The sequence below is a fragment of the Nibribacter ruber genome (genome assembly GCF_009913235.1).
Lineage (GTDB): Bacteria > Bacteroidota > Bacteroidia > Cytophagales > Hymenobacteraceae > Nibribacter > Nibribacter ruber.
On record NZ_CP047897.1, the window covers coordinates 3,347,027 to 3,365,689 of the forward strand.

Here is an 18,663-nt window from a genome sequence, read left to right on the forward strand (position 1 = left end):
AATGATCATGAAGAAGTTATATATTTTACTCCTGTCGGGTGTACTGCTGGGGGGGTGCAATAATTTTGACGACGATATTAACATTACCCCGAACGCGCCAAGTGCGTCTTCAGGGATGCAGCTGCTGGCCAACGCCATGCTCTCGCTGCCAGGGCTGGGTTCTTCGCCGCAGGGTGAATTCATGGCGCAGTACCTAGCGGAGACCCAATACCCTACGGCCTCTCTTTATCCTACCGGCGGCACCAGCTTTTATGGGTTGTACCAAGGGCCGTTGATGAACATAGAGGAGACGCTCAAGTCGCAGGACCTGAATACTTTGCAAGGACCTATCGCTAACCAACTGGCGGTGGCCAAAATCTTGAAAGCCTATTACTTCTGGCATATCACAGACCGCTGGGGAGACGTTCCTTACTCCCAGGCCTTGCAGGGGAACGCTAATTTCACGCCCGCCTATGATACGCAGGAGTCTATCTACAACAGCCTGTTTGTATTGCTGAAAGAGGCCAACGACCAGATAGTGCCTGGCAACGTGACCAATGACATCATCTACAACGGTGACATGACCAAGTGGAAGAAGCTGGGCAACACCATCAGATTACTGATGGCGCTGCGCCTTTCCAACGTGAACCCTACCAAAGGCAAGGCAGAATTCAACGCAGCTCTTACCGATGGCATCATGACCAGCAACGCCGATAGCTTTGTGTTTAAACACCTCCTGGACGCCAACAACCAGAACTACTGGTACGGTGAAGTGAGCAGGGGCCGCGAATGGTGGGCCTTAACCCAAACGCTGGTAGATTACATGAAGCCGGTAGAGGATCCGCGCCTGCTCGTGTATGGCCAACCCACCAAAACCACCAAAGAATACGTGGGTCTGCCCTTCGGGACTACGGCGGGTATGCCGAACACGTCCTCTTACTCCCTGTTAGGGACGGCCATCTTCGCGCAGAATGCCCCGGTCTATCTGGTGACCTATGCCCAGGCCCTGTTTGCCAAGGCCGAGGCCGCTAAATTAGGTTGGATTGATGGCGGTGACGCAGAGGCTAAAATCAACTATGACCTGGCGGTGCAGAACTCCATCCTGCAATGGACCGGAAGCACCAACGGAGCCAGTGCCTTGCTGGCCCAGCCCGGCATTGCCTATGACCCCGCCAATGCCCTGCAGCAGATTGGCAACCAGCGCTACGTGCACCTGTTCATGAACGGGTATGAAGCCTGGGCAGAATGGAGAAGGACCGGTTACCCTAACAACCTGGTCCCTTCGGGTGGGAATGCGGTCCCTACCCGCAATATGTACCCCTCAGATGAAGCCTTCCTGAACGCAGCAAACTACAATGCAGCCGTGCAAAGATTAAACGGCGGAGATACGCTGTACGGAAAAGTATGGTGGGACAAAGACTAGCCAACCATTGCTCATAAAAAAAGAGAAGGCTGGGTTTGTCCAGCCTTCTCTTTTTTTATGGGTTTTATTGAATAGAATCTGTTCAGTAAAGAAGAAGAGGCATGTAGTACAGCTACCTTTTAATGGTATAACCAACAGACCTAATGGAAGCGATGTTCTACTTGTTGGTGATAACACCAACAAGGGTGACTGTAATAAGTGTTTAGGAAGGATATTCCCGTTTTTGGGCTGTTTTCCAGGAAATAGCCCAAAAACGAGGTGTGTAAAGTTGACTCAAGACTCAGGACTCGCGACTCAAGACTATATGGTTACCCTTCAAAGAAAGAAATGAGGTTACCTACGTAGCTTTCCTCCCAGCCTTCCACCAAATCATCATAGTCTTCATCTGGAATGTTGGTTTGCTTTACTTCCAGAGAGGTGCCCTGTTTATGGGCGTGGGTTTTGATGGTGACAATGGAAGGTTCTTCCTGCTCCCCAAAATACCACTGTTGCACAATCTTGCGGTTTTCTTCAAACTCCAGGTTTTTGCCTACAATGCTTCCTTCCCAAAGCGAGAATTCTGAGCCGGGCGTGGTGGACATTTCTACGGCATCGCCGGTCCAGGTTTCTAAGACGGTGGGGTTGGTGAGGGCTTCATACACTTCCTCTGGCGAGGCAGGCACGATAAAATATTTCTTGAATTCTTTCATATACAGGTTGAATGCGCAGAGAGCAAAAGTACAGACAAAAAACCGGCTTACTTGACTTCTATGATCTCGCCGGTGTCCAGTACTTTAAAGGTTCTTTTGGTGACAGTGAGTTTTCTGGTTTTAGGGATCTCTTGGTAGGCGGCGTCAAACTCCCAGCGGGCGGTACTGTCCAGAATAACAATGGTTAAATCTTTCTGAATGGTAAGCTGCTCGCTGTGCTGAAAGCCGGGCTCTTCCCCGCAGGGGTTGAATTTCAAATCCTGCTCATCTAAGACCGTTCCCTGGTGGTCAAATGTCCTGAGGCGGGGCAATAGGTCATCTGTAGGATAAATGGCCAGAATAGCTTCTACGTTGGGGCTTACCTGTATTTTCTTGTACACCTTCTCAAACTCCTTCACATAGGTGCCCACCACCATAGAGTCAGGCTCTTTGGCTTCTTTGTACTGAAAGGCGCAGGTAGCCGTAAAGGGCAGGGGCAAGGCGGGGAGTTTGGCCATGAACACCTGGTGCCTGGCCTTAGGAGAGGCTCCCAACACCTGACTTTCAGATTCTACCACCGGTACAGATTCATACTGGGTGTTGTTGTCTCTGGAGCAGGAAGACAGTGCAAAGAAGAACAAGGCGAAGAAAAGCGGGAACAGGTTTCGCATAGGCAGCTGGTTTTTCTGTAGCATACGCAATTTTGAGCCGTAGGTAGATTTAACGCAAAAAGCCAGCAGCGGGAGGCTACTGGCTTTTTGAATTTTAACTGATGTTCAGAAGAAACTATTCCTCTTCTTCTGGCGTGGCTCTGCGCGCGCCGGCATTGCTCTTGTTATTCTGCTCCTGGTCTCGGTTAATCTCCGTGATGTCTACGGGTTGGGAGAAGTCACCCAGCAGGTACTTGGTGAAATAATCAGCGGTCATCCAGAAAGAATATTCGGTCATGTCTCCGTAGCCGTGGCGTTGGCCGGGCATCATGACAAAGTCAAAACGCTTGTTGGCTTTCATCAAAGCGTTGGCCATTCTGATAGTGTTGGCCGGGTGCACGTTGTTGTCTACGTCGCCGTGGGTTAACAACAAGCGGCCCTTCAGGTTTTTGGCCAGGTCTGGGTTTTTGTCAATGGAATACTGGAAGGTGGTGTCTCCTTTGGCAGTAATCACTTCCTTCACGCCGTGGTGCTTCTCAGACCACCAGCGGTTGTAGATGTTGTTTTCATGGTTACCTGCACCAGAAACAGCTACTTTAAAGAAGTCTGGGTACACCAGCATAGCGGCTGTTGACATAAAGCCACCACCCGAGTGACCGGTAATGCCCACCCGGTTGATGTCAATGAAGCTATAGCGGTCGGCCAGTTGCTCTACGGCGGCTTTCTTATCTGCCAAGCCGTAGTCGCGCAGGTTGCCGTAGCCATACGTGTGGTACCACTTAGAACGGGCCGGGTGGCCGCCGCGGTTACCTACGGTAATCACAATGAAGCCCATCTGCGCCAAACGGTCTACACGGTCCATGCCACGGCTGAAGGCCTTGTTCACGGCTTCGGTCTGCGGACCTGGGTAGATGTACTGAATGATAGGGTATTGTTTGGTAGAGTCAAAGTCATAGGGCTTGTACATAACGCCATACAAATCTGTGATGCCATCGTCTGCCTTTACTTTGAACGGCTCCGGGAATTTGTAGCCCGTGGTCATCAAACGTGAGAAGTCAGCCTTCTCCAGATCCATCACTTTCTTGCCGTTGTTGTCATACAAAGCGGCGGCGGGCACGGTGTTCACTCTAGAGAAATTGTCCACGAAATAACGGCGGCTGTCGCTTAGGCTCATGTTGTGGTCAAAATCGCCTTTGTTCAACAATTTTAGGCCAGAACCGTCGAAGTTGATGCGGTACAAGTGCATGAAGTACGGGTCTTCCTTGGCTTCGCGGCCGTTGGCCGAGAAATACAGCACTCGGGCTTTCTCGTCAATGGCTACCAGTTCCTCGGTGTGGAAAGGGCCTGAGGTGATTTGGTTCTTGAGCTTGCCGTTGCCGTCATACAGGTAGAAATGGCCCCAGCCGTCGCGCTCAGACCAATGGATCATCTCATTGCCACCATTCACTAAGCCAATTCTAGATACTTCTACATAGGTATTGAAACGCTCTTCAATCAAAGGCTTCACGGTGCCAGACGGAATGTCCAACACGCAAACGTCAATCTTCTTCAGGTCGCGGCTGGTGCGGGTGAAGTACACCTTGTTAGCGGTGCCGTGCCATACGTTAGGTCTGAACTCATCGTCACGTGAGCTTTGCTTGGCCGGGGCTGGCCACACAGACAATTCCTGATCTTTGAAAGCGGCGGTGTTGATTTTTTTATGCGTCTTTTCTGCGAAGTTGAACAACACCATTTCTCTGATGGGCGCTTCCTTCTCACCAGGCATCTGGTACTTGTATGTTTCCAGTGCCGGACGGCCCGTAGCCGTGTTATGAATCACCCACAGGTCTTTCACCTTGCGCGAATCTGTGCGCGTGAGCATGAAGTATTTTGAGTCCGGAGACCACAGCACAAATGTAGGCTTGCGGTTTTTCTTGTTTTTCTCCTGCTCTACGTTGGTCTCGCCGTTGCCATCGCCGCCGTAGCTGTAGAACTCCACGCCGTCTTTGGTAAGTTGGTGCTCTACAATGGTAGAGTCCTTCTCGTTCTTCAAGGCCTTCTCATAGTTGGCCTTGTCCATCCAGTATAGGTTGAAGTTCTTCGCGAAGATGATGAACTTTTGGTCCGGTGAGATGGAGGCCCACATAGGCTTGCGCTTCGGCTTCTCATAATCCTTCAGTTCAGTCAGCTGACGAGTACCAAGGTTGTACTGGAAGTAGTGCGTTTTCTTCTCCAGGGAATCGGCGGCCTTTTTGTCTAGGCGGTCTTTCTTCACCACATCCACAGAACTCTTCACCTCAAACTGTACGCTTTTCTCATCCTCAGTGAACTTAAGGTTTTCAATAGGCAAATGCTGGGCGTCAAACGGGTCTTTTACAATCACCGTGATGGCGGCGGCCAGTTTATCTAAATCAAAGATGGCGCGCTTGCTTTTGGTGGCCGGGTCTACCACATACCAGTTCTTGCCGCCGGTGGTCTCATACTGGTACCAGAACTGGTCCGTCTTTTTGAGCCAGTGCGGGTCCAGGTTGGTGGAGAAGATGATTTTCTCTAGTTTTTTCGGGGAGAACTTGGCCGCCAGCTGATAATTGCCTTTGGCCTGTTGCCCAGTAGATTGGGCCTGTAACCCCAGGCCAGCCAATAGAAAGGCCGCCAGGAAATAAAGGGTTTTCATGTAAAACGTGGAGTTGTTAGTTTGTATGCAGGAATATACAACACCTTGCCCATATTAAAAGCGATACGGGCCTGTCTCCTAGTTTTTTACAATATTTTAATTGATTGTTACTCTGTTGGTTTTACCCCGCGCGTCATCTCGCGCTTACCCGGAGGGCCCGGTAAAGCTTCTACTTTAAAACCAGCCGCTTTCAGGCTTCTTTTGAAACTTCCTTTGGCGCAATAGGTCACCAATGTTCCGCCCGGTGCCAAGGCATCATACATCTTCTGGAAGATGGCGTCCGTCCAAAGATGCGGCTGTTTCTCTGGGGCGAAGGCGTCAAAGTACACCAAATCATAACTCTCTGACGCTGGCGCAAACGCTTCTAGGTCAGTCTCCAGTTTGCGCAGTGTGAATTGAGGAGTGATAACCACGGGTTGTTCCCAAGGGGCGGTGTGCAACGGCTGAAAGAAGTCCAGCAGTTCTGGGTTGAGGATGAATTTGTCAAAACCCAGTTGATTTACCACGTCCATAGGCAAAGGATATTTCTCAAGCGTGTCATACACCACTTCTGCCTTAGTCGCTAAAACATGCTGCAGAGTAAGTAAGGCATTCAGTCCTGTCCCAAATCCTACTTCCAGAATGCGGACAGAGGTAGACCGGGTCAAGGCATCCTCCAAACCCATCTTGATGAACACGTGTAAACCTTCCTGCAAGGCCCCATGCACTGAATGGTAATGCTCATTCAACTCTGGTACAAATAAAGTAGTGGAGCCGTCCTTGGTTTGTCTTACCTCTAATGCCATTTTTAAAATTAGAAATTAAAAATTAGAAATTATGAATTGGGGTAGAGGTTGTGACTATGAAGGGAAGAACTGAAGAATTGTAAATAACCGTTTTTGGCTTATTTTATAGGAAACACGTCAAAACGAAGCAGGCGGGCCATTTTGGCCCGCCTGCTTCGTTTTATAGCTAGGTTAACATTAATGGTAAACGCAATTTCTAATTCTTAATTTCTAATTCTTAATTTCTAATTCTTAATTACTAATTAATCCACGTACCCCTCATACTGGATGCTGGCTACGCGGCCTTTGACCAGGTGGAACCGGAGCCAGGAGTTGCGTTCCCAGTCGCAGACTTCAAGGACGTTCTTCTGTTCCTTGATGTAGAGCTTATACCCCTGCAGTTTCTGAATGAGCTCCGCGCGGGTCATGCCTACCTTGATGCCGTTGCGCAGGGCCAGGTTCTGGCTCTTGACATCGGCGTAAGAAAGAAGGAACCGTTGCGTGTACACTGGGTAGTACAACTCTACAGTGCTGGAGTCAAAGTTAAGGTGAAACAGGGTGTCTATAGATCGGGCGTCATGCAGGTTGGCAATGGTGTCTTTTATGATGTTATACCGAGACTTTACCAAGGCCACGTAATGCTGCAGGGCCGGTTCTGGCTCCAGCAGAAACGGGTTGGAAATAAATTCGGTGGCCCGGCGCACCTCTGCATTGGACTCCAGGGTAAACTCGTTCTTCTGGTAAAAGGCGTCTACTGCGGCTACGTTGTTGTAAAAGCGCTGCGGAGAAGGCTTAACGGGTGCCTTTTTGGTCTTCTGGTCCTTGGCGGCCACGCGCGGCGTATCTGGGCCAATGATATTTTGGCCTGCATACGTCCAGAGGGGACAAAAGAGAAGAAGCAGTAACAGCTGCCGCATACCAGGGTTGAAAAGTGCTAGAATGAAATGTGGGGGTGATGTTCTTATACGTAAGTGCTGAAAAAAAGCTGCCTTAAATTGTCTTTTACTGTGACCGGCAAATCTTGATTTACCCCTATGTTCTTCTAAAATAAATCATACAGATTGAAAATCCTATAGCCAAAATGAAATAACTGGGAGATTGGTTCATTGTTTCAGATGAAATGCAAGCCAAGGGCCAAGTAACAGAGAATAAGTAGGTTCTGTACAATGGCGGCCTTTGTTGTTTTTACTGCCCGGCTGCCGCGAAGGCATGGTTGGGTGCATAGGCCACTTCCAGCACGTTTCCGTCTGGGTCTCTGAAGTCAACGGTGAGGTAGCCTTCTGAATAGTCCATTTCCAACGGCCCTCTGATGACGTGGGCGCCTGCCTCGCGCAGATACGTACCCACTGCGTGCACGGTTTTTGCGTCATCAGCATTAAAGCAGACGTGGCGCACCCCTGCCGTAGGCTCTTTTGACAAACCGGGCTTTTCTACCAGGTAAAAATCACAGGAGGCGGTGGCGAAGGAGAAATGGTTGAGTTGGGTCCAACCAAGGAGGTTGAACAAGCCTTGGTAAAAAGGAAGGGAACGCGAAAGGTCAGAAACCCAGAATTCCAGGTGATGAATGCCAGCGGCCATAAGGGAGGTTTACAGCCGCAAAAATAGCAAACGGCCCAGAATCCGGAGGGTTTTATTTTCCGATTTTGGGCCGTTTTCTGAAAATTAAGCTAAAAACGAGTTAACTCCTGAACCTGCCCTGCGCAGGCGGCCTGCCAGACTTGGCTTCGTCTGAGTCTGCGTACGGTACCTCGCGCACTTCTATGCGCACAGAATTGTGGTTGGGGATTACCGGCTGGCCAAATTTTTCAGCGTACTGCTGGGTCACCTCGGCGCCAAAAAACACAATCAAGGAAGAGTAGTACACCCACGTGAGCAGGATGACAATTGAACCGGCGGCCCCGTACGTACTGCCCATGTCGCTTTGGCCAATGTACCAGCCAATGAGGTATTTGCCCAGCAAGAAGAGAAGCGCCGTGACCATGGCACCCACCCAGACATCTTTCCACCGGATGATGGCATCTGGCAGGTATTTATAGATAAGCGCAAACAGCAGCGTGATAAAGCCCATGGAGACCACAAAGTCTAGCAGGTAGATGAAGAAGACCGCAATGCCCGGCAGCAGGCGCTGCAGGTATTCTGTGAGCACGCCCAGCATGGCACTGATCACCAAACTCACCAGCAGCAGAAAGGACACGCTCAATATCATCCCAAAGGACAGTATCCGGTCCATGGCCAGCTTGAGCATGCCGTTCTTAGGTTTGGTCTTCAGGTTCCAGACGTTGTTCAAGGACTCTTGCAGCGTGACAAAGATGGTGGTGGAGGCGAAGATCAAGGTGGCAATCCCAATCCAGGTGGCTACCGCGCTGCCGCCCTCCACTTTCACGCTTTTCAAGGCTTCCTCTAGCTGCAGCGCCGCGTCTGGGCCAATGAACTCGTCTAGTTGTTCATACAGCTGCCCGCTCACGGCCTTCTCCCCAAAAAAGTAACCTGCCGTGGCAATGACAATGTACAGCAAGGGCGGCAAAGAGAAAATGGTGTTGTATGCCAGGGCGGCGGCCAACCGCAAGGAATTGTTTTCCATGAACTGACCGGCAGATTCCTTCACCAACGAGAAGATGTCTTTGAATGTATATTTGGCCATAGGCGAATAGTGTAAAACCTTAATATTACTTGCTCTTCCCCTTACGTGAACCAGAAGCCATGGTTAAATTGAATTAAGAATTAAGCCCGCCTTGACCGTCCAACCTTTTCAAACATTCACTCTCGCCATCCTTCATTCACTCATTGTTCTGTCATCCTGAAAGGACCTTGTGGGCGAACAAGACGGACCGAGGCTAAAAGCCGATATCTTCCTGCTTCAAGTTTATAACTTGGAGCTTTGCAGGGGGCAAGTCTATAAACTTGCGGCTCATTCAAACATTGGTGAACGCAAGTTGGTAAACGTGCCCCAATGCTACCCACAAGTTGCCACTTTGCTCAAACTTGCGGGAGAGTTAGTTTTTTTCAACTTCACAAATTCCTGATCAGAAATGCGTTTTTTGCTTGTTTTCCAGGAAAGTGGCTAAAAACGGAAAGCCTCTCTTTGCCATGTAAAAGGCGAAGAGAGGCTTCGGGCTGAAATAAGAAAAAAACAGGAGGTTAGTCCAGAGACAGGGCTACTTTGCCGGTGGCGTTGAACAAGGCCCTGATGCCGGTGGGCGTTAAGAACAGCGTATCTGGCGCGAAGGAGAGCACGCTTCCCCGCAGGAGGGCGTGCTCCTGCAGGCGGTTTTCTTTGAGACCTTCCTGCAGACCGGTTTTGATAGACGTCAGCTGGTCTTTTATGGGAACCGTCATCTGGTCCTCTAGCTGCGTCCTGAACTTGTTTTGCAACAGCCAGTTGGCCGTGTTTAGGAGCTGGTCGCGGGTTTTGAGTTCATACTGCAGGTCTTTCACCTTAATGCTTTGGCTGGCGGCATCGTAATAGGGAGTTCCCTGTAGGTAGACCTTTCCCTGAAACTTCTTGGTGATGAAACCGCTTTTCCCGCTTCCGCTGAGGTCTAGCGCCAGGAGTAGTTTGGAGCCCGTGCCACTGATGTCAATGTCATGGATGGTGAGCTGGTGTTTACCTTCTTCAAATTTGAAAGTCTGGTTTTTTACCTCTTTCTGCGCCATCTGGGTGAGGTAGGTGTAAGGCAGGTCTGTGGTCACGGCAATGTTGGCTTCCTGCGGAAGGGTTTGTACCGGGGTGAAGGCGGGGAGCTGCGCTTGCAGGGGCAAGACCGGTTTTTTGCCCGTAGTCACAGAAATGAAGGCGTCAATGCCCACGTTCAGGCGCATCTGGTTTTTCTGTAGCTCTAGCGGCGTCATTCTAACTGCTCTAGGTTCAACAGTGAGCCAGGCCTGGTAGGTGTCATGCACTGAGATGGGCTGTTGCAACTGCCGCCAGGCCTCGGCAAGGTAGGTCTGCAGGTTCAGGCGTTGCTGTAGTTGGCTGTCCAGCTCTTTGAGCATGGGGGCAATCTGGGCTTTGAGCTTGGGTTCTATAAACGGCGCCAGGTTGATGTTCAAGGGACCCAAAGAAAGAGTGGGTTTGCGCTCGCCCCAGGAGAAATCACCGGTGGTATAGCTTTTAACCTGGTAGTTGGGCAGCATCTGCAGGCGGCTCTCTGTGCGCACCACCATGTCAAACTCGGTTTCCTCAGACTTCTGGATGTTTTTGCAGAGCTCGCAGGCGTTCCATTGCCAGCGGCCCTTAGCCCATACGTGCAGGGGTACTTCCACATATAGTTTGCTGAATTCGGCCTTCAGCCTGATAGGACCGGTCTTGGTCACTTTTACGGCCAGGTCATCGTCTGTGATGTCATTGTCCTGGTAGATGACGCCGGTGAGTTGCTCGTTCAGGATTTTCTCTACCACAGCCGTGGGCAGCGTGACGGGCAGGTTGATGGTGGAAAGGCGGCGCTCTGGTACGGGTTGCTCGGCCACGGCGGCGCTGGGCGCCTGGGTAGAAAGCTTGGTAGAAGATTCACACGCCCCAAGCCCGAAAACACTTAAGACACACCAGAAAACAAGAGGCAACGGTACACGCATAGGCAAAGATACGGCTAAACCCCAAAGAAAGAACAGTGGGAGGGCCCGCGGGCGTCTTAGTCACAGCAGACCAGGAGCGAGTCCAGGAGTTCTTTCACTTCGTGCTCTGTAGAAAGAAGGCCGCAGTTTTTGAGGGTGCCGTTGAAATAGGTGGCAAAGAACGGAGTGCCGGTCAGTTTCACTTCTTTGCTGGACACGGGGTTTTCTGAGGCTTCCATGCGCAGGAAGGTAATGCCTTGGTACTTGGGGTCGTCAGAGAACTTCTCCATAGACGGTGCCAGTTGCTTGCAGACGTTACAATTCTCGTCAGTGAATTTTACGATGACGCGCTCTTTCTCAAATATAATGGATCGCAGTTCTGCATCAGAAGAAGTTGTTATGGCCATTTGCGTTGAATTGGGTGTTCTCCTTCATTGTAACGGCAATAAACGGCAGAGGTTAGGGGAAATTCCTGAGGTGCAAGTCCCTTCAAAGAATTGTCTTCTACCCAGATGCGTCTGAGGCGCGGTTACCTGGGTATTATTTTCCAGACGAGCCGTTGCACCGGCGCTGCTTGAAGGGCGGCGGCCAGTTCTTTGGCGGTGGAGAATTGCAACTGGATGAGAAGGCTGGCCTCTACGCTCACCTCCAGTTCCTTTTCCTGGAAAGGCCACGGGTGTACCTGCACGTCTCCGGTGGCCAGGCGGGTGACCTCATACCGAATGCCGTCTGGCCCCTGGCTTATCTCCAGGGTGCGCTCCATTTCGGGTAGTTCGCGGCGGCAGAGAATGAGGGAGAAGCGGTCACACCACTGCATGAAGTCATAGGCATACTGGGCCTGCTGCTTATTGACTTTAAGCTGTCTGCGGCAGGTTTTCTGCAGTTCTATCTGGTCATCTAAGAAGGCGTCCCAGGTTTTGTGCTGGCCGCGCACCGTCTCATGCAGAAAGGAGAGGTGCATGCTGGTAAGGAGGCTTCGCCAGTGGCCCTGGAACTTGGCTTCTTTCATGACCTGCTGTGCCTGCTCCAGCGAGAAAGGCAACTGCGTGAAATTGGCGGGCGCCCCGGCGGCGGTGAGGTAGTACTTGCCGGTCCAATCCTTCTGGCCGTCGTCGTGCTGGGCAATGGCGGCCAGGGTCTTCATGAAGTGCAGCGGCCGGTCTGCCACCCGCCAGGCGAAGCCAATCTCTGCCGCCAGCAAGGCGTGCGCCTGTTGGTAGATTACTTCCCAGCCCTTCTCATGCGGATTTACTATCATAGACGCCTTGTCCTAATTTACTGCCGCGTTTTCTAACTGCTTTGCCGCTGGAAAGGTTTATTTAAAAAGAGTTCTGAGTCTTGAGTCAAGTAGCATTGAGTGGTCGTTTTTGGCTTATTTTCTGGAAAAGAGGCTGAAAACGGAAGTGCAACGCATAAAAGAGCCTGACAGCTTCTGGCTGCCAGGCTCTCATGAATTGTGCCTTTTAAAGACTAGAACACAAAACCTAAACGCAGGCCGCCATTCACAGAAGAACCTAATGTTAATGAGTTTTGATCATCGTCAACAGTAAAAGATGCGCCGTTCTTAGGGTTTATTTCTACTTCTCCGTAGGTACGGTAAGTTAGGCCATAGCCAAATTCCACGCCCAGGTACACATGCTTGGCAAAGTAATAGTCAGCGCCAGCAACCGCGCCCAAGCCTAACCCGAAGTAGTTGCGGTTGGTGCCAGTGCCCCAGCCTCCTTCTACTTCAAAATTGTCATCTTCATAGCTTGCAAAAAACTTGCTCAAACGCAGCTCAGCGCCAATGTACGGTGATAGTCGGTCTGTGCCGGCAAAATGCTTTTCAATGCCCGGAGACAGTGACACCAAGGTAGTGCTGCGGGTCTCATCATCATTAGTGTCATTGTAAGCATCTAACGCGAAGGATAGCCGTAGGGCCGTGCTGGGGCTCAGGAAATAGCGGCCACGAAGTTGGTTCAAGCCAACAGTGCTGCCATCGGTGAGGCTCAGCTGCACTTCGCCGGTGATTTCACCGGTGGTAGGTTTAATGCCGCCGCCAGCAGTAGAAGCGCTAGTCACGGTTACATCTTGGGCAGATGCAGAAAAGGCGGCAATTAAACTGAATGCGCAGGCAAAAAATGATTTCTTTAACATGGTTTTGATTGAATAAGGTATTTAAATGTGGTGCAATATTAAACATTCTATATGTGCTATAAACTGATTCGCGAAGCGCTTATTGCCCGCCCTTTTCAAAAACGCTCTAACAGAAGTATATAGATTTTAGGAGTTCTGAGTTTATTAGGGCAATCCCTTGTGGTTGCCCTAACACGGTAGCTACTGCAAAAAGGGCAACCATAAGGAATTGCCCCTACGTGCATACTTTCCGGTTTTTAGCCTCTTTCCCAGAAAACAGCCCAAAAACGAAAATCCCTGCCGAAGTCTTGCTTCAGCAGGGATCCTTTATTCTCAATTCGTACTTCCTACTTCGTAGTCCTTGATTCTTTCAAGTTCAGGAGCATGTCATCGGTCATGGTGTCCAGGTCGAACTCTGGTTGCCAGCCCCAGTCCTGGCGGGCAGCGCTGTCGTCAATGCTCTGCGGCCAGGAGTCGGCTATCTGCTGGCGGCTGTCTGGCTTGTAAGTGATGGTGAAGTCTGGCAAATGACGTTGAATGCTGGCCGTAATCTCTTTAGGCGAGAAGCTGATGGCGCTCAAATTATAGCTGGAACGCACTTTTACTTTTTCTGCCGGAGCGTGCATCAAGTCCAAAGTGGCTTTGATGGCGTCAGACATGTACATCATGGGCAGGTAGGTGCCTTCGCTCAGGAAACACTCATACGTGCCTTTGTCTAGGGCCTGGTGGTAGATGTCCACGGCGTAATCCGTAGTACCTCCGCCCGGAAGCGCTTTCCAGCCAATAAGACCCGGGTAACGCAGGCTGCGCACGTCCAGGCCGTATTTCTCAAAATAGTACTCGCACCAGCGCTCACCAGCCTGCTTGCTGATGCCGTAGACCGTGTTAGGGTCCATGACGGTGTGCTGCGGCGTGTCTTGTCTTGGCGTATTTGGGCCGAACACGGCAATAGACGAAGGCCAATAAACGCGCTCTACTTTATGCTCCAGGCACAGGTCCAGCACATTGATGAGACCGTCCATGTTCAGCTTCCAGGCGAATTTGGGATTCTTCTCACCGGTGGCAGACAGGATAGCCGCCAAGTGATAGACCTGCTTGAACTTGTATTGGGTGAACAAATCTGCCAGGCGGGAAGCGTCCAGCACGTCAGCAATGGCAAAAGGGCCCGAATCGCGCAAATCGGCTTGCTTAGGTTCTTGGATGTCAGAAGCCACAACGTTGGCGTTGCCGTATAATTTTCTCAGTTCCAGGGTGAGTTCAGAGCCTAATTGGCCACAGGCGCCTATCACCAGAATCGTGTCGTCAGAAGTTGTCATGAGGGGTTGAGGTATAGAAAACAAATGTACGTTATAATCTTCGGCATCAAAAAATATGGGCGTGGCTCTTAGCCTTTTGTATCTTTGAACAGGTAACCACGCGTACGCTCTTTATGACCTTCACAGAGTTTCTGGTTAAGCGACGGATTGATGAAGCGGCCTTTGCCACCGGTGATGCTGACCGGTACGCGCAATGGCAGACGCTATACGCCCAAATGCACCCCAATAGTTTTTACAATTCAGTGAAGATGGTGCTCAATGACGTGCGCCGCCGGTTTCATCTGGTTCAAGTGCCTGAAGTAGCAGTCGCCGTCCCCGCCAAGCCAAGACCCATTATCCGCCGCGCACCATCTGCACAACCCACTCAGAATACTGCTGAACAAGCCCCCGTTTCCAGACAGCCCGCCGAAATTGTAGCCCAGCAGTCTGCGCCCATGACGGAGGAGAAACCGGTAGAAGCAGAAACCAGTGAGACTTCTGCAAAGCCAGCCAAAGCCAGACCCGTCTTCAAACGTCCAGCTCCAGTACCTGAAAATACAAAAGCCCCTGCTTTTGAAGAAAAGTCTGAGTTACCAGCTGAAACTCCTGCGCCAGCACCCAGACCGCGTCCTGTTTTTAAACGACCATCTGTCACAGCTACCGTTTCTGACCAATCCATAGAGGGGAAAACACCAGAGGCAAAATCCGTAAATCCAACTCCAGACGCGCCCAAGCCAGTAAGACCGAGACCAGTTTTCAAGCGTCCTTCAACTGAGACTGAACCTAAGTCTGACGAGGCGATAAGTCAGGAACCGTTTTTAGCCTCAAATCCAGAAAACAGCCAAAAAACGGAGGCAGCTGCGCCAAGTGAATCAGCGGCGTTAGAAAGCAAACCCGCTACGCCCAGACCAAGGCCGGTTTTTAAAAGACCATCGGCGACAGAAGTAAAAGAGGAGGGAAGCTTGGCAGAAGCGACTTCGGCAGTAGAATCTCAGGCAGAACCACCGCAAGCGTCCTCCGCTGAAACAACTCCTGCAGCTAAACCACCCAGGCCCAGGCCCGTCTTCAAGCGGCCAAGTGCAGCTTCAGAGCCAATAAAGGAAGAAGAGGAGGCTGCGTCGTTTTTGGACCAAAACCCAGAAAAGGCACCAAAAACGGAAGAGCCGCGTAAGCCAGAACAAAACCCCGAGGATACGCCTCCGGCCAAAACTCCTCGGCCGAGGCCTGTCTTTAAAAGACCCACGCCGCCGCCGGCAGAATAGGCGGGAAACCAAAGGATTGATTACTTTTACAGAGGATTGTTTCTTCTGAAGAGCACGAATAACTACTAACGAGCAACGAATAACGAACCATCATGTACGAAACCTTACAACCAGATTTACAGCAACAGCTAGCCGACATTGAAGCGGCCGGTCTATATAAAAGAGAGCGCATCATCACCACGCCGCAGCACGCCGAGATAAAGACGCAGAGCACGGGCGAGGTCTTGAACTTCTGCGCCAACAACTACCTGGGCCTTTCGTCGCACCCAGCGGTGATTGAGGCCGCCAAGAAGACCATTGACACCCACGGCTACGGCATGAGCTCGGTGCGTTTCATTTGCGGAACCCAGGATATTCACAAAGAACTGGAAGCCAAGATTGCCGAGTTCCTGGGCACTGAGGATACTATTCTATACGCGGCTGCTTTTGACGCCAACGGCGGCGTGTTTGAGCCTTTGTTTGATGAGCAGTCTGCCATTATCTCAGATGCCTTGAACCATGCGTCCATTATTGACGGCGTGCGCCTGTGCAAGGCCCAGCGCTACCGCTATGAGCACAATAACATGGCCGATCTGGAAGCCAAACTGCAGGAAGCCCAAGGCGCCAAGCACCGCATCATTGTCACGGACGGTTCATTCTCCATGGACGGCACCATCGCCCAGCTAGACAAAATCTGTGACCTGGCAGACCAATACAAGGCGTTGGTGATGGTAGACGAATGCCACTCTAGTGGTTTTATTGGCAAAACCGGACGCGGCACGCATGAGCACCACAACGTGATGGGCCGCGTGGACATCATCACAGGTACTTTGGGTAAAGCTTTGGGCGGCGCTATGGGAGGCTTCACCTCGGGTAGAAAAGAGATTGTGGACATGTTGCGCCAGCGCTCGCGGCCGTATCTGTTCTCTAACTCTTTGGCGCCTTCTATTGTGGGGGCTTCTTTGGCCGTGTTAGATTTGTTAAGTTCCAGCACTGAACTGCGCGACCGTCTGGAGAAGAACACGCTGTACTTCAGAGACAAGATGACCGAAGCTGGATTTGACATCAAGCCAGGCGTGCACCCAATTGTGCCCGTGATGCTGTATGACGCCAAACTGGCCCAGGACTTCGCCGCGAAGATGCTGGAGAAAGGCATTTACGTGATTGGGTTCTACTACCCAGTGGTAGCCAAAGGCGCAGCCCGCATCAGGGTTCAACTATCTGCCGAGCATACCCAGGAGCACATTGACCGCGCCATTGCCGCCTTCATTGAGGTGGGTCGTGAGTTGGGTGTCTTGAAAGGGTAATCGTTTTTAGCCTGTTTTACCGGAAATAGCCCAAAAACGCCTGCGTGACAATGAGTTGCGCAGGCGTTTTTATTTAATTTTGTTACTTATTAATAAATCGAACTCCTTTTTATCTAGCAACTACCTTTGTCATGGCAGTATTCTTTTCCAGTAAACCTTTGGCGCTTGTTTGCCTTATTCTAGTGCTTAGTCTGAGTCTTTCGCCCTCAAAAGTTATGGCGCAGGCAAGTCAGCCGGAGAAAGAGTTAACCGTGACCTTAAACGGCAAGCCCATCAATTTTGAGGAAAAGTACAGCATTGACCAACTGCGCGGCAAGCTGGATTTTACCATTAAAGACGCCAACTTGGTAAAAGTGACCATTTACCTAATAAGAGGTGCGCTGCCCTTCAACATATACACCATCAACGGCCCAGATGATTACAAGGATTTTCAGTTTGCTGAATGGTTAAAAGGAAATAAGGGGAAGGCCAAGGAGGGAAAAGGATTCCAACACGCCAAAAGAGGTGACCGCGTCCTTTTTGAATATGTCTGGGACGGGGGCGCCAGTGCCGTCAATCTCCACCTTAAATAAGTGGTACAGGAGCGCTGTTGGGTAAATAACACCGCAAAAAACATCCTGCAAGCCTCCTAAGCCCCTGTATATAGGCTTTTTATATTTTTCTTGCCCCGCCCAGATTCCTTACTTACATTTGTAACCCGCCTGCTGTGAGAGCAGCCGGAAATATGTAAATTACTCTAGCAGTGCCAGATGCCCTGACTAAGCCTCTGGAGACAGCAAAACAACTTGTGGCTTTTCTTGTTAACTGACTATTGGCAAGACAACCACTGAACTGCGTGTGAACGCAAGGTATACCCAGGATAGGATTCTTTATTTTTATTTCAGATTAGATATAATCTACAGAAACGCACACCTACATCTGTTTCTGTTTCCCTCACTCCCCCAGAGAAAAGAACCTGTTTTTTTGTTGCCCGCTTCCATGCCCAGTGCAAAGGTTGGTTGAGCTGAACCCTGCCACCATCACTTTTTTGACAGACACAAAAGACAGACAACGCACATGCAGGAAAAATTAACCAGAATTGGCGTCTTCTATGACGGCAATTACTTTCTCCAGGTAAGTAACTATTACGCCTACGGGCACAACCGTAAGCGCCGCATCAGCATATCAGGCTTACATGAGTTCATAAGAGGGCAAGTGGCCGAAGAAGAAGGAATGGACCCGCGCCTTTGCAAGATCGTGGACGCCCACTACTTCAGAGGAAGGCTCAATGCCTATGACGCCAGCCAACGCGGCGACACCCTCTACTGGGACCGCGTCTTTGACGATATTCTCATGTCTGAAGGCGTGACCACCCACTACCTGCCCGTACGCACCACCCCCGAAGGTTTTAAGCAAGAACGCGGCATTGACGTGTGGTTGGCCCTGGAGGCCTTTGAACAGGCCTTTTACAAACGCTTTGACGTGTTGGTGTTGATTTCCTCAGACGGAGACTACGTGCCCCTAGTGCGTAAAATCAATACCCTGGGTACCCGCGTCATGGCCCTTACCTGGGAGTTTGAGTACACCACAGACAACGGCCAGCGCATGACCACGCGTCCGTCCCAGGACCTGCTCGCCGAGGTGAACTATCCGCTGGCCATGCACACCGTCATAGACCAGCGCATTGCCCGCAATGAGCCGTCCATGAACCGTTTGTTTGTACAGCCAGACCAGAAGCGCGTGGCCACCGCCACTTCCCCAGATTCCATGGAACCCTCCTCCAGTGAAACCCACGGCGAAGGCGAGATCATGAGCCTCAAGAACGGCTACGGTTTCATCAAATACCCGCCCAACAACCTGTTCTTCCATTTCACCAACGTCATAGACACAGACTTTACAGAACTGCGCGTAGGCGATTTCGTGGAGTTTGAAATCACCAAAGACGAAGAAGGCAATGACGTGGCCAAGAGCGTGAAAATGATCTAACCACCCGTGCCTATATAAGTACGAAGAAGGGGAGCGGCGTCAGCGGTTCCCC

Annotated in this window: 17 protein-coding genes; 5 read left to right on the forward strand and 12 right to left on the reverse strand. The window is 50.9% G+C overall.

The window, feature by feature from the left end; genetic code table 11:
• The first annotated feature begins 7 nt into the window (after nucleotides 1-7).
• Nucleotides 8-1,402, forward strand: a complete 1,395-nt coding sequence (locus tag GU926_RS14105) for a SusD/RagB family nutrient-binding outer membrane lipoprotein (RefSeq protein ID WP_160692983.1) — start codon at nucleotides 8-10, stop codon at nucleotides 1,400-1,402.
• A 308-nt stretch (nucleotides 1,403-1,710) separates the two neighbouring features.
• On the opposite strand, the gene GU926_RS14110 is transcribed toward GU926_RS14105, so the two are convergent.
• The 12 genes from GU926_RS14110 to GU926_RS14165 all read right to left on the reverse strand — a co-directional run bounded on the left by GU926_RS14110 (nucleotide 1,711) and on the right by GU926_RS14165 (nucleotide 14,119).
• Nucleotides 1,711-2,091, reverse strand: coding sequence for an SRPBCC domain-containing protein (locus tag GU926_RS14110; RefSeq protein WP_160692985.1), 381 nt, complete (start codon nucleotides 2,089-2,091; stop codon nucleotides 1,711-1,713).
• Between the two features lie 47 nt (nucleotides 2,092-2,138).
• On the reverse strand, nucleotides 2,139-2,741 hold the full coding sequence (locus GU926_RS14115) for a hypothetical protein (RefSeq protein ID WP_160692987.1): 603 nt from the start codon (nucleotides 2,739-2,741) through the stop codon (nucleotides 2,139-2,141).
• A 115-nt stretch (nucleotides 2,742-2,856) separates the two neighbouring features.
• A complete protein-coding gene (locus GU926_RS14120; RefSeq protein ID WP_160692989.1) occupies nucleotides 2,857-5,373 on the reverse strand; it encodes a S9 family peptidase in 2,517 nt (838 codons plus the stop codon).
• Between the two features lie 107 nt (nucleotides 5,374-5,480).
• A complete protein-coding gene (mnmD, locus tag GU926_RS14125; RefSeq protein ID WP_160692991.1) occupies nucleotides 5,481-6,158 on the reverse strand; it encodes a tRNA (5-methylaminomethyl-2-thiouridine)(34)-methyltransferase MnmD in 678 nt (225 codons plus the stop codon).
• A 242-nt stretch (nucleotides 6,159-6,400) separates the two neighbouring features.
• Nucleotides 6,401-7,054 (reverse strand): hypothetical protein, encoded by a 654-nt coding sequence (locus tag GU926_RS14130; RefSeq protein ID WP_160692993.1) that lies wholly within the window; start codon nucleotides 7,052-7,054, stop codon nucleotides 6,401-6,403.
• A 268-nt stretch (nucleotides 7,055-7,322) separates the two neighbouring features.
• Nucleotides 7,323-7,715, reverse strand: a complete 393-nt coding sequence (locus tag GU926_RS14135; protein WP_160692995.1) for a VOC family protein — start codon at nucleotides 7,713-7,715, stop codon at nucleotides 7,323-7,325.
• A 100-nt stretch (nucleotides 7,716-7,815) separates the two neighbouring features.
• A complete protein-coding gene (locus tag GU926_RS14140) occupies nucleotides 7,816-8,778 on the reverse strand; it encodes a YihY/virulence factor BrkB family protein (RefSeq protein ID WP_160692997.1) in 963 nt (320 codons plus the stop codon).
• 497 nt (nucleotides 8,779-9,275) lie between these two features.
• The gene (locus tag GU926_RS14145) at nucleotides 9,276-10,709 is read right to left on the reverse strand and encodes a DUF4403 family protein (protein ID WP_160692999.1); all 1,434 of its coding nucleotides are present in this window, start codon (nucleotides 10,707-10,709) and stop codon (nucleotides 9,276-9,278) included.
• Nucleotides 10,710-10,765: 56 nt separating this feature from the next.
• On the reverse strand, nucleotides 10,766-11,095 hold the full coding sequence (locus GU926_RS14150; RefSeq protein WP_160693001.1) for a thioredoxin family protein: 330 nt from the start codon (nucleotides 11,093-11,095) through the stop codon (nucleotides 10,766-10,768).
• Between the two features lie 122 nt (nucleotides 11,096-11,217).
• Complete coding sequence (locus GU926_RS14155) at nucleotides 11,218-11,946, reverse strand: DUF3891 family protein (protein ID WP_160693003.1); 729 nt, start codon at nucleotides 11,944-11,946, stop codon at nucleotides 11,218-11,220.
• Nucleotides 11,947-12,158: 212 nt separating this feature from the next.
• Nucleotides 12,159-12,824, reverse strand: coding sequence for an outer membrane beta-barrel protein (locus GU926_RS14160; RefSeq protein WP_160693005.1), 666 nt, complete (start codon nucleotides 12,822-12,824; stop codon nucleotides 12,159-12,161).
• 326 nt (nucleotides 12,825-13,150) lie between these two features.
• Nucleotides 13,151-14,119: an NAD-dependent epimerase/dehydratase family protein gene (locus GU926_RS14165; protein WP_160693007.1), complete on the reverse strand. Its 969-nt coding sequence runs from the start codon at nucleotides 14,117-14,119 to the stop codon at nucleotides 13,151-13,153.
• A 113-nt stretch (nucleotides 14,120-14,232) separates the two neighbouring features.
• Here GU926_RS14165 and GU926_RS14170 point away from each other — a divergent pair, with 113 nt between their 5' ends.
• From GU926_RS14170 to GU926_RS14185, 4 genes are all read left to right on the forward strand, one after another.
• The gene (locus GU926_RS14170; RefSeq protein WP_160693009.1) at nucleotides 14,233-15,360 is read left to right on the forward strand and encodes a hypothetical protein; all 1,128 of its coding nucleotides are present in this window, start codon (nucleotides 14,233-14,235) and stop codon (nucleotides 15,358-15,360) included.
• A gap of 92 nt (nucleotides 15,361-15,452) precedes the next feature.
• Nucleotides 15,453-16,646 carry a glycine C-acetyltransferase gene (gene kbl / locus GU926_RS14175; protein WP_160693011.1) on the forward strand — a complete coding sequence of 398 codons (1,194 nt, stop codon included), beginning with the start codon at nucleotides 15,453-15,455 and terminating at the stop codon, nucleotides 16,644-16,646.
• A gap of 215 nt (nucleotides 16,647-16,861) precedes the next feature.
• Nucleotides 16,862-17,218: a hypothetical protein gene (locus GU926_RS14180; protein WP_160693013.1), complete on the forward strand. Its 357-nt coding sequence runs from the start codon at nucleotides 16,862-16,864 to the stop codon at nucleotides 17,216-17,218.
• Between the two features lie 484 nt (nucleotides 17,219-17,702).
• Complete coding sequence (locus tag GU926_RS14185; RefSeq protein WP_160693015.1) at nucleotides 17,703-18,611, forward strand: NYN domain-containing protein; 909 nt, start codon at nucleotides 17,703-17,705, stop codon at nucleotides 18,609-18,611.
• Nucleotides 18,612-18,663 lie beyond the last annotated feature (52 nt).

Coding starts and splice junctions, on each gene's coding strand:
- GU926_RS14105 (WP_160692983.1), top strand. CDS start 8: ATGAAGAAGTTATATATTTTACTCCTGTCGGGTGTACTGCTGGGGGGG.
- GU926_RS14110 (WP_160692985.1), bottom strand. CDS start 2,091: ATGAAAGAATTCAAGAAATATTTTATCGTGCCTGCCTCGCCAGAGGAA.
- GU926_RS14115 (WP_160692987.1), bottom strand. CDS start 2,741: ATGCGAAACCTGTTCCCGCTTTTCTTCGCCTTGTTCTTCTTTGCACTG.
- GU926_RS14120 (WP_160692989.1), bottom strand. CDS start 5,373: ATGAAAACCCTTTATTTCCTGGCGGCCTTTCTATTGGCTGGCCTGGGG.
- mnmD (WP_160692991.1), bottom strand. CDS start 6,158: ATGGCATTAGAGGTAAGACAAACCAAGGACGGCTCCACTACTTTATTT.
- GU926_RS14130 (WP_160692993.1), bottom strand. CDS start 7,054: ATGCGGCAGCTGTTACTGCTTCTTCTCTTTTGTCCCCTCTGGACGTAT.
- GU926_RS14135 (WP_160692995.1), bottom strand. CDS start 7,715: ATGGCCGCTGGCATTCATCACCTGGAATTCTGGGTTTCTGACCTTTCG.
- GU926_RS14140 (WP_160692997.1), bottom strand. CDS start 8,778: ATGGCCAAATATACATTCAAAGACATCTTCTCGTTGGTGAAGGAATCT.
- GU926_RS14145 (WP_160692999.1), bottom strand. CDS start 10,709: ATGCGTGTACCGTTGCCTCTTGTTTTCTGGTGTGTCTTAAGTGTTTTC.
- GU926_RS14150 (WP_160693001.1), bottom strand. CDS start 11,095: ATGGCCATAACAACTTCTTCTGATGCAGAACTGCGATCCATTATATTT.
- GU926_RS14155 (WP_160693003.1), bottom strand. CDS start 11,946: ATGATAGTAAATCCGCATGAGAAGGGCTGGGAAGTAATCTACCAACAG.
- GU926_RS14160 (WP_160693005.1), bottom strand. CDS start 12,824: ATGTTAAAGAAATCATTTTTTGCCTGCGCATTCAGTTTAATTGCCGCC.
- GU926_RS14165 (WP_160693007.1), bottom strand. CDS start 14,119: ATGACAACTTCTGACGACACGATTCTGGTGATAGGCGCCTGTGGCCAA.
- GU926_RS14170 (WP_160693009.1), top strand. CDS start 14,233: ATGACCTTCACAGAGTTTCTGGTTAAGCGACGGATTGATGAAGCGGCC.
- kbl (WP_160693011.1), top strand. CDS start 15,453: ATGTACGAAACCTTACAACCAGATTTACAGCAACAGCTAGCCGACATT.
- GU926_RS14180 (WP_160693013.1), top strand. CDS start 16,862: ATGGCGCAGGCAAGTCAGCCGGAGAAAGAGTTAACCGTGACCTTAAAC.
- GU926_RS14185 (WP_160693015.1), top strand. CDS start 17,703: ATGCAGGAAAAATTAACCAGAATTGGCGTCTTCTATGACGGCAATTAC.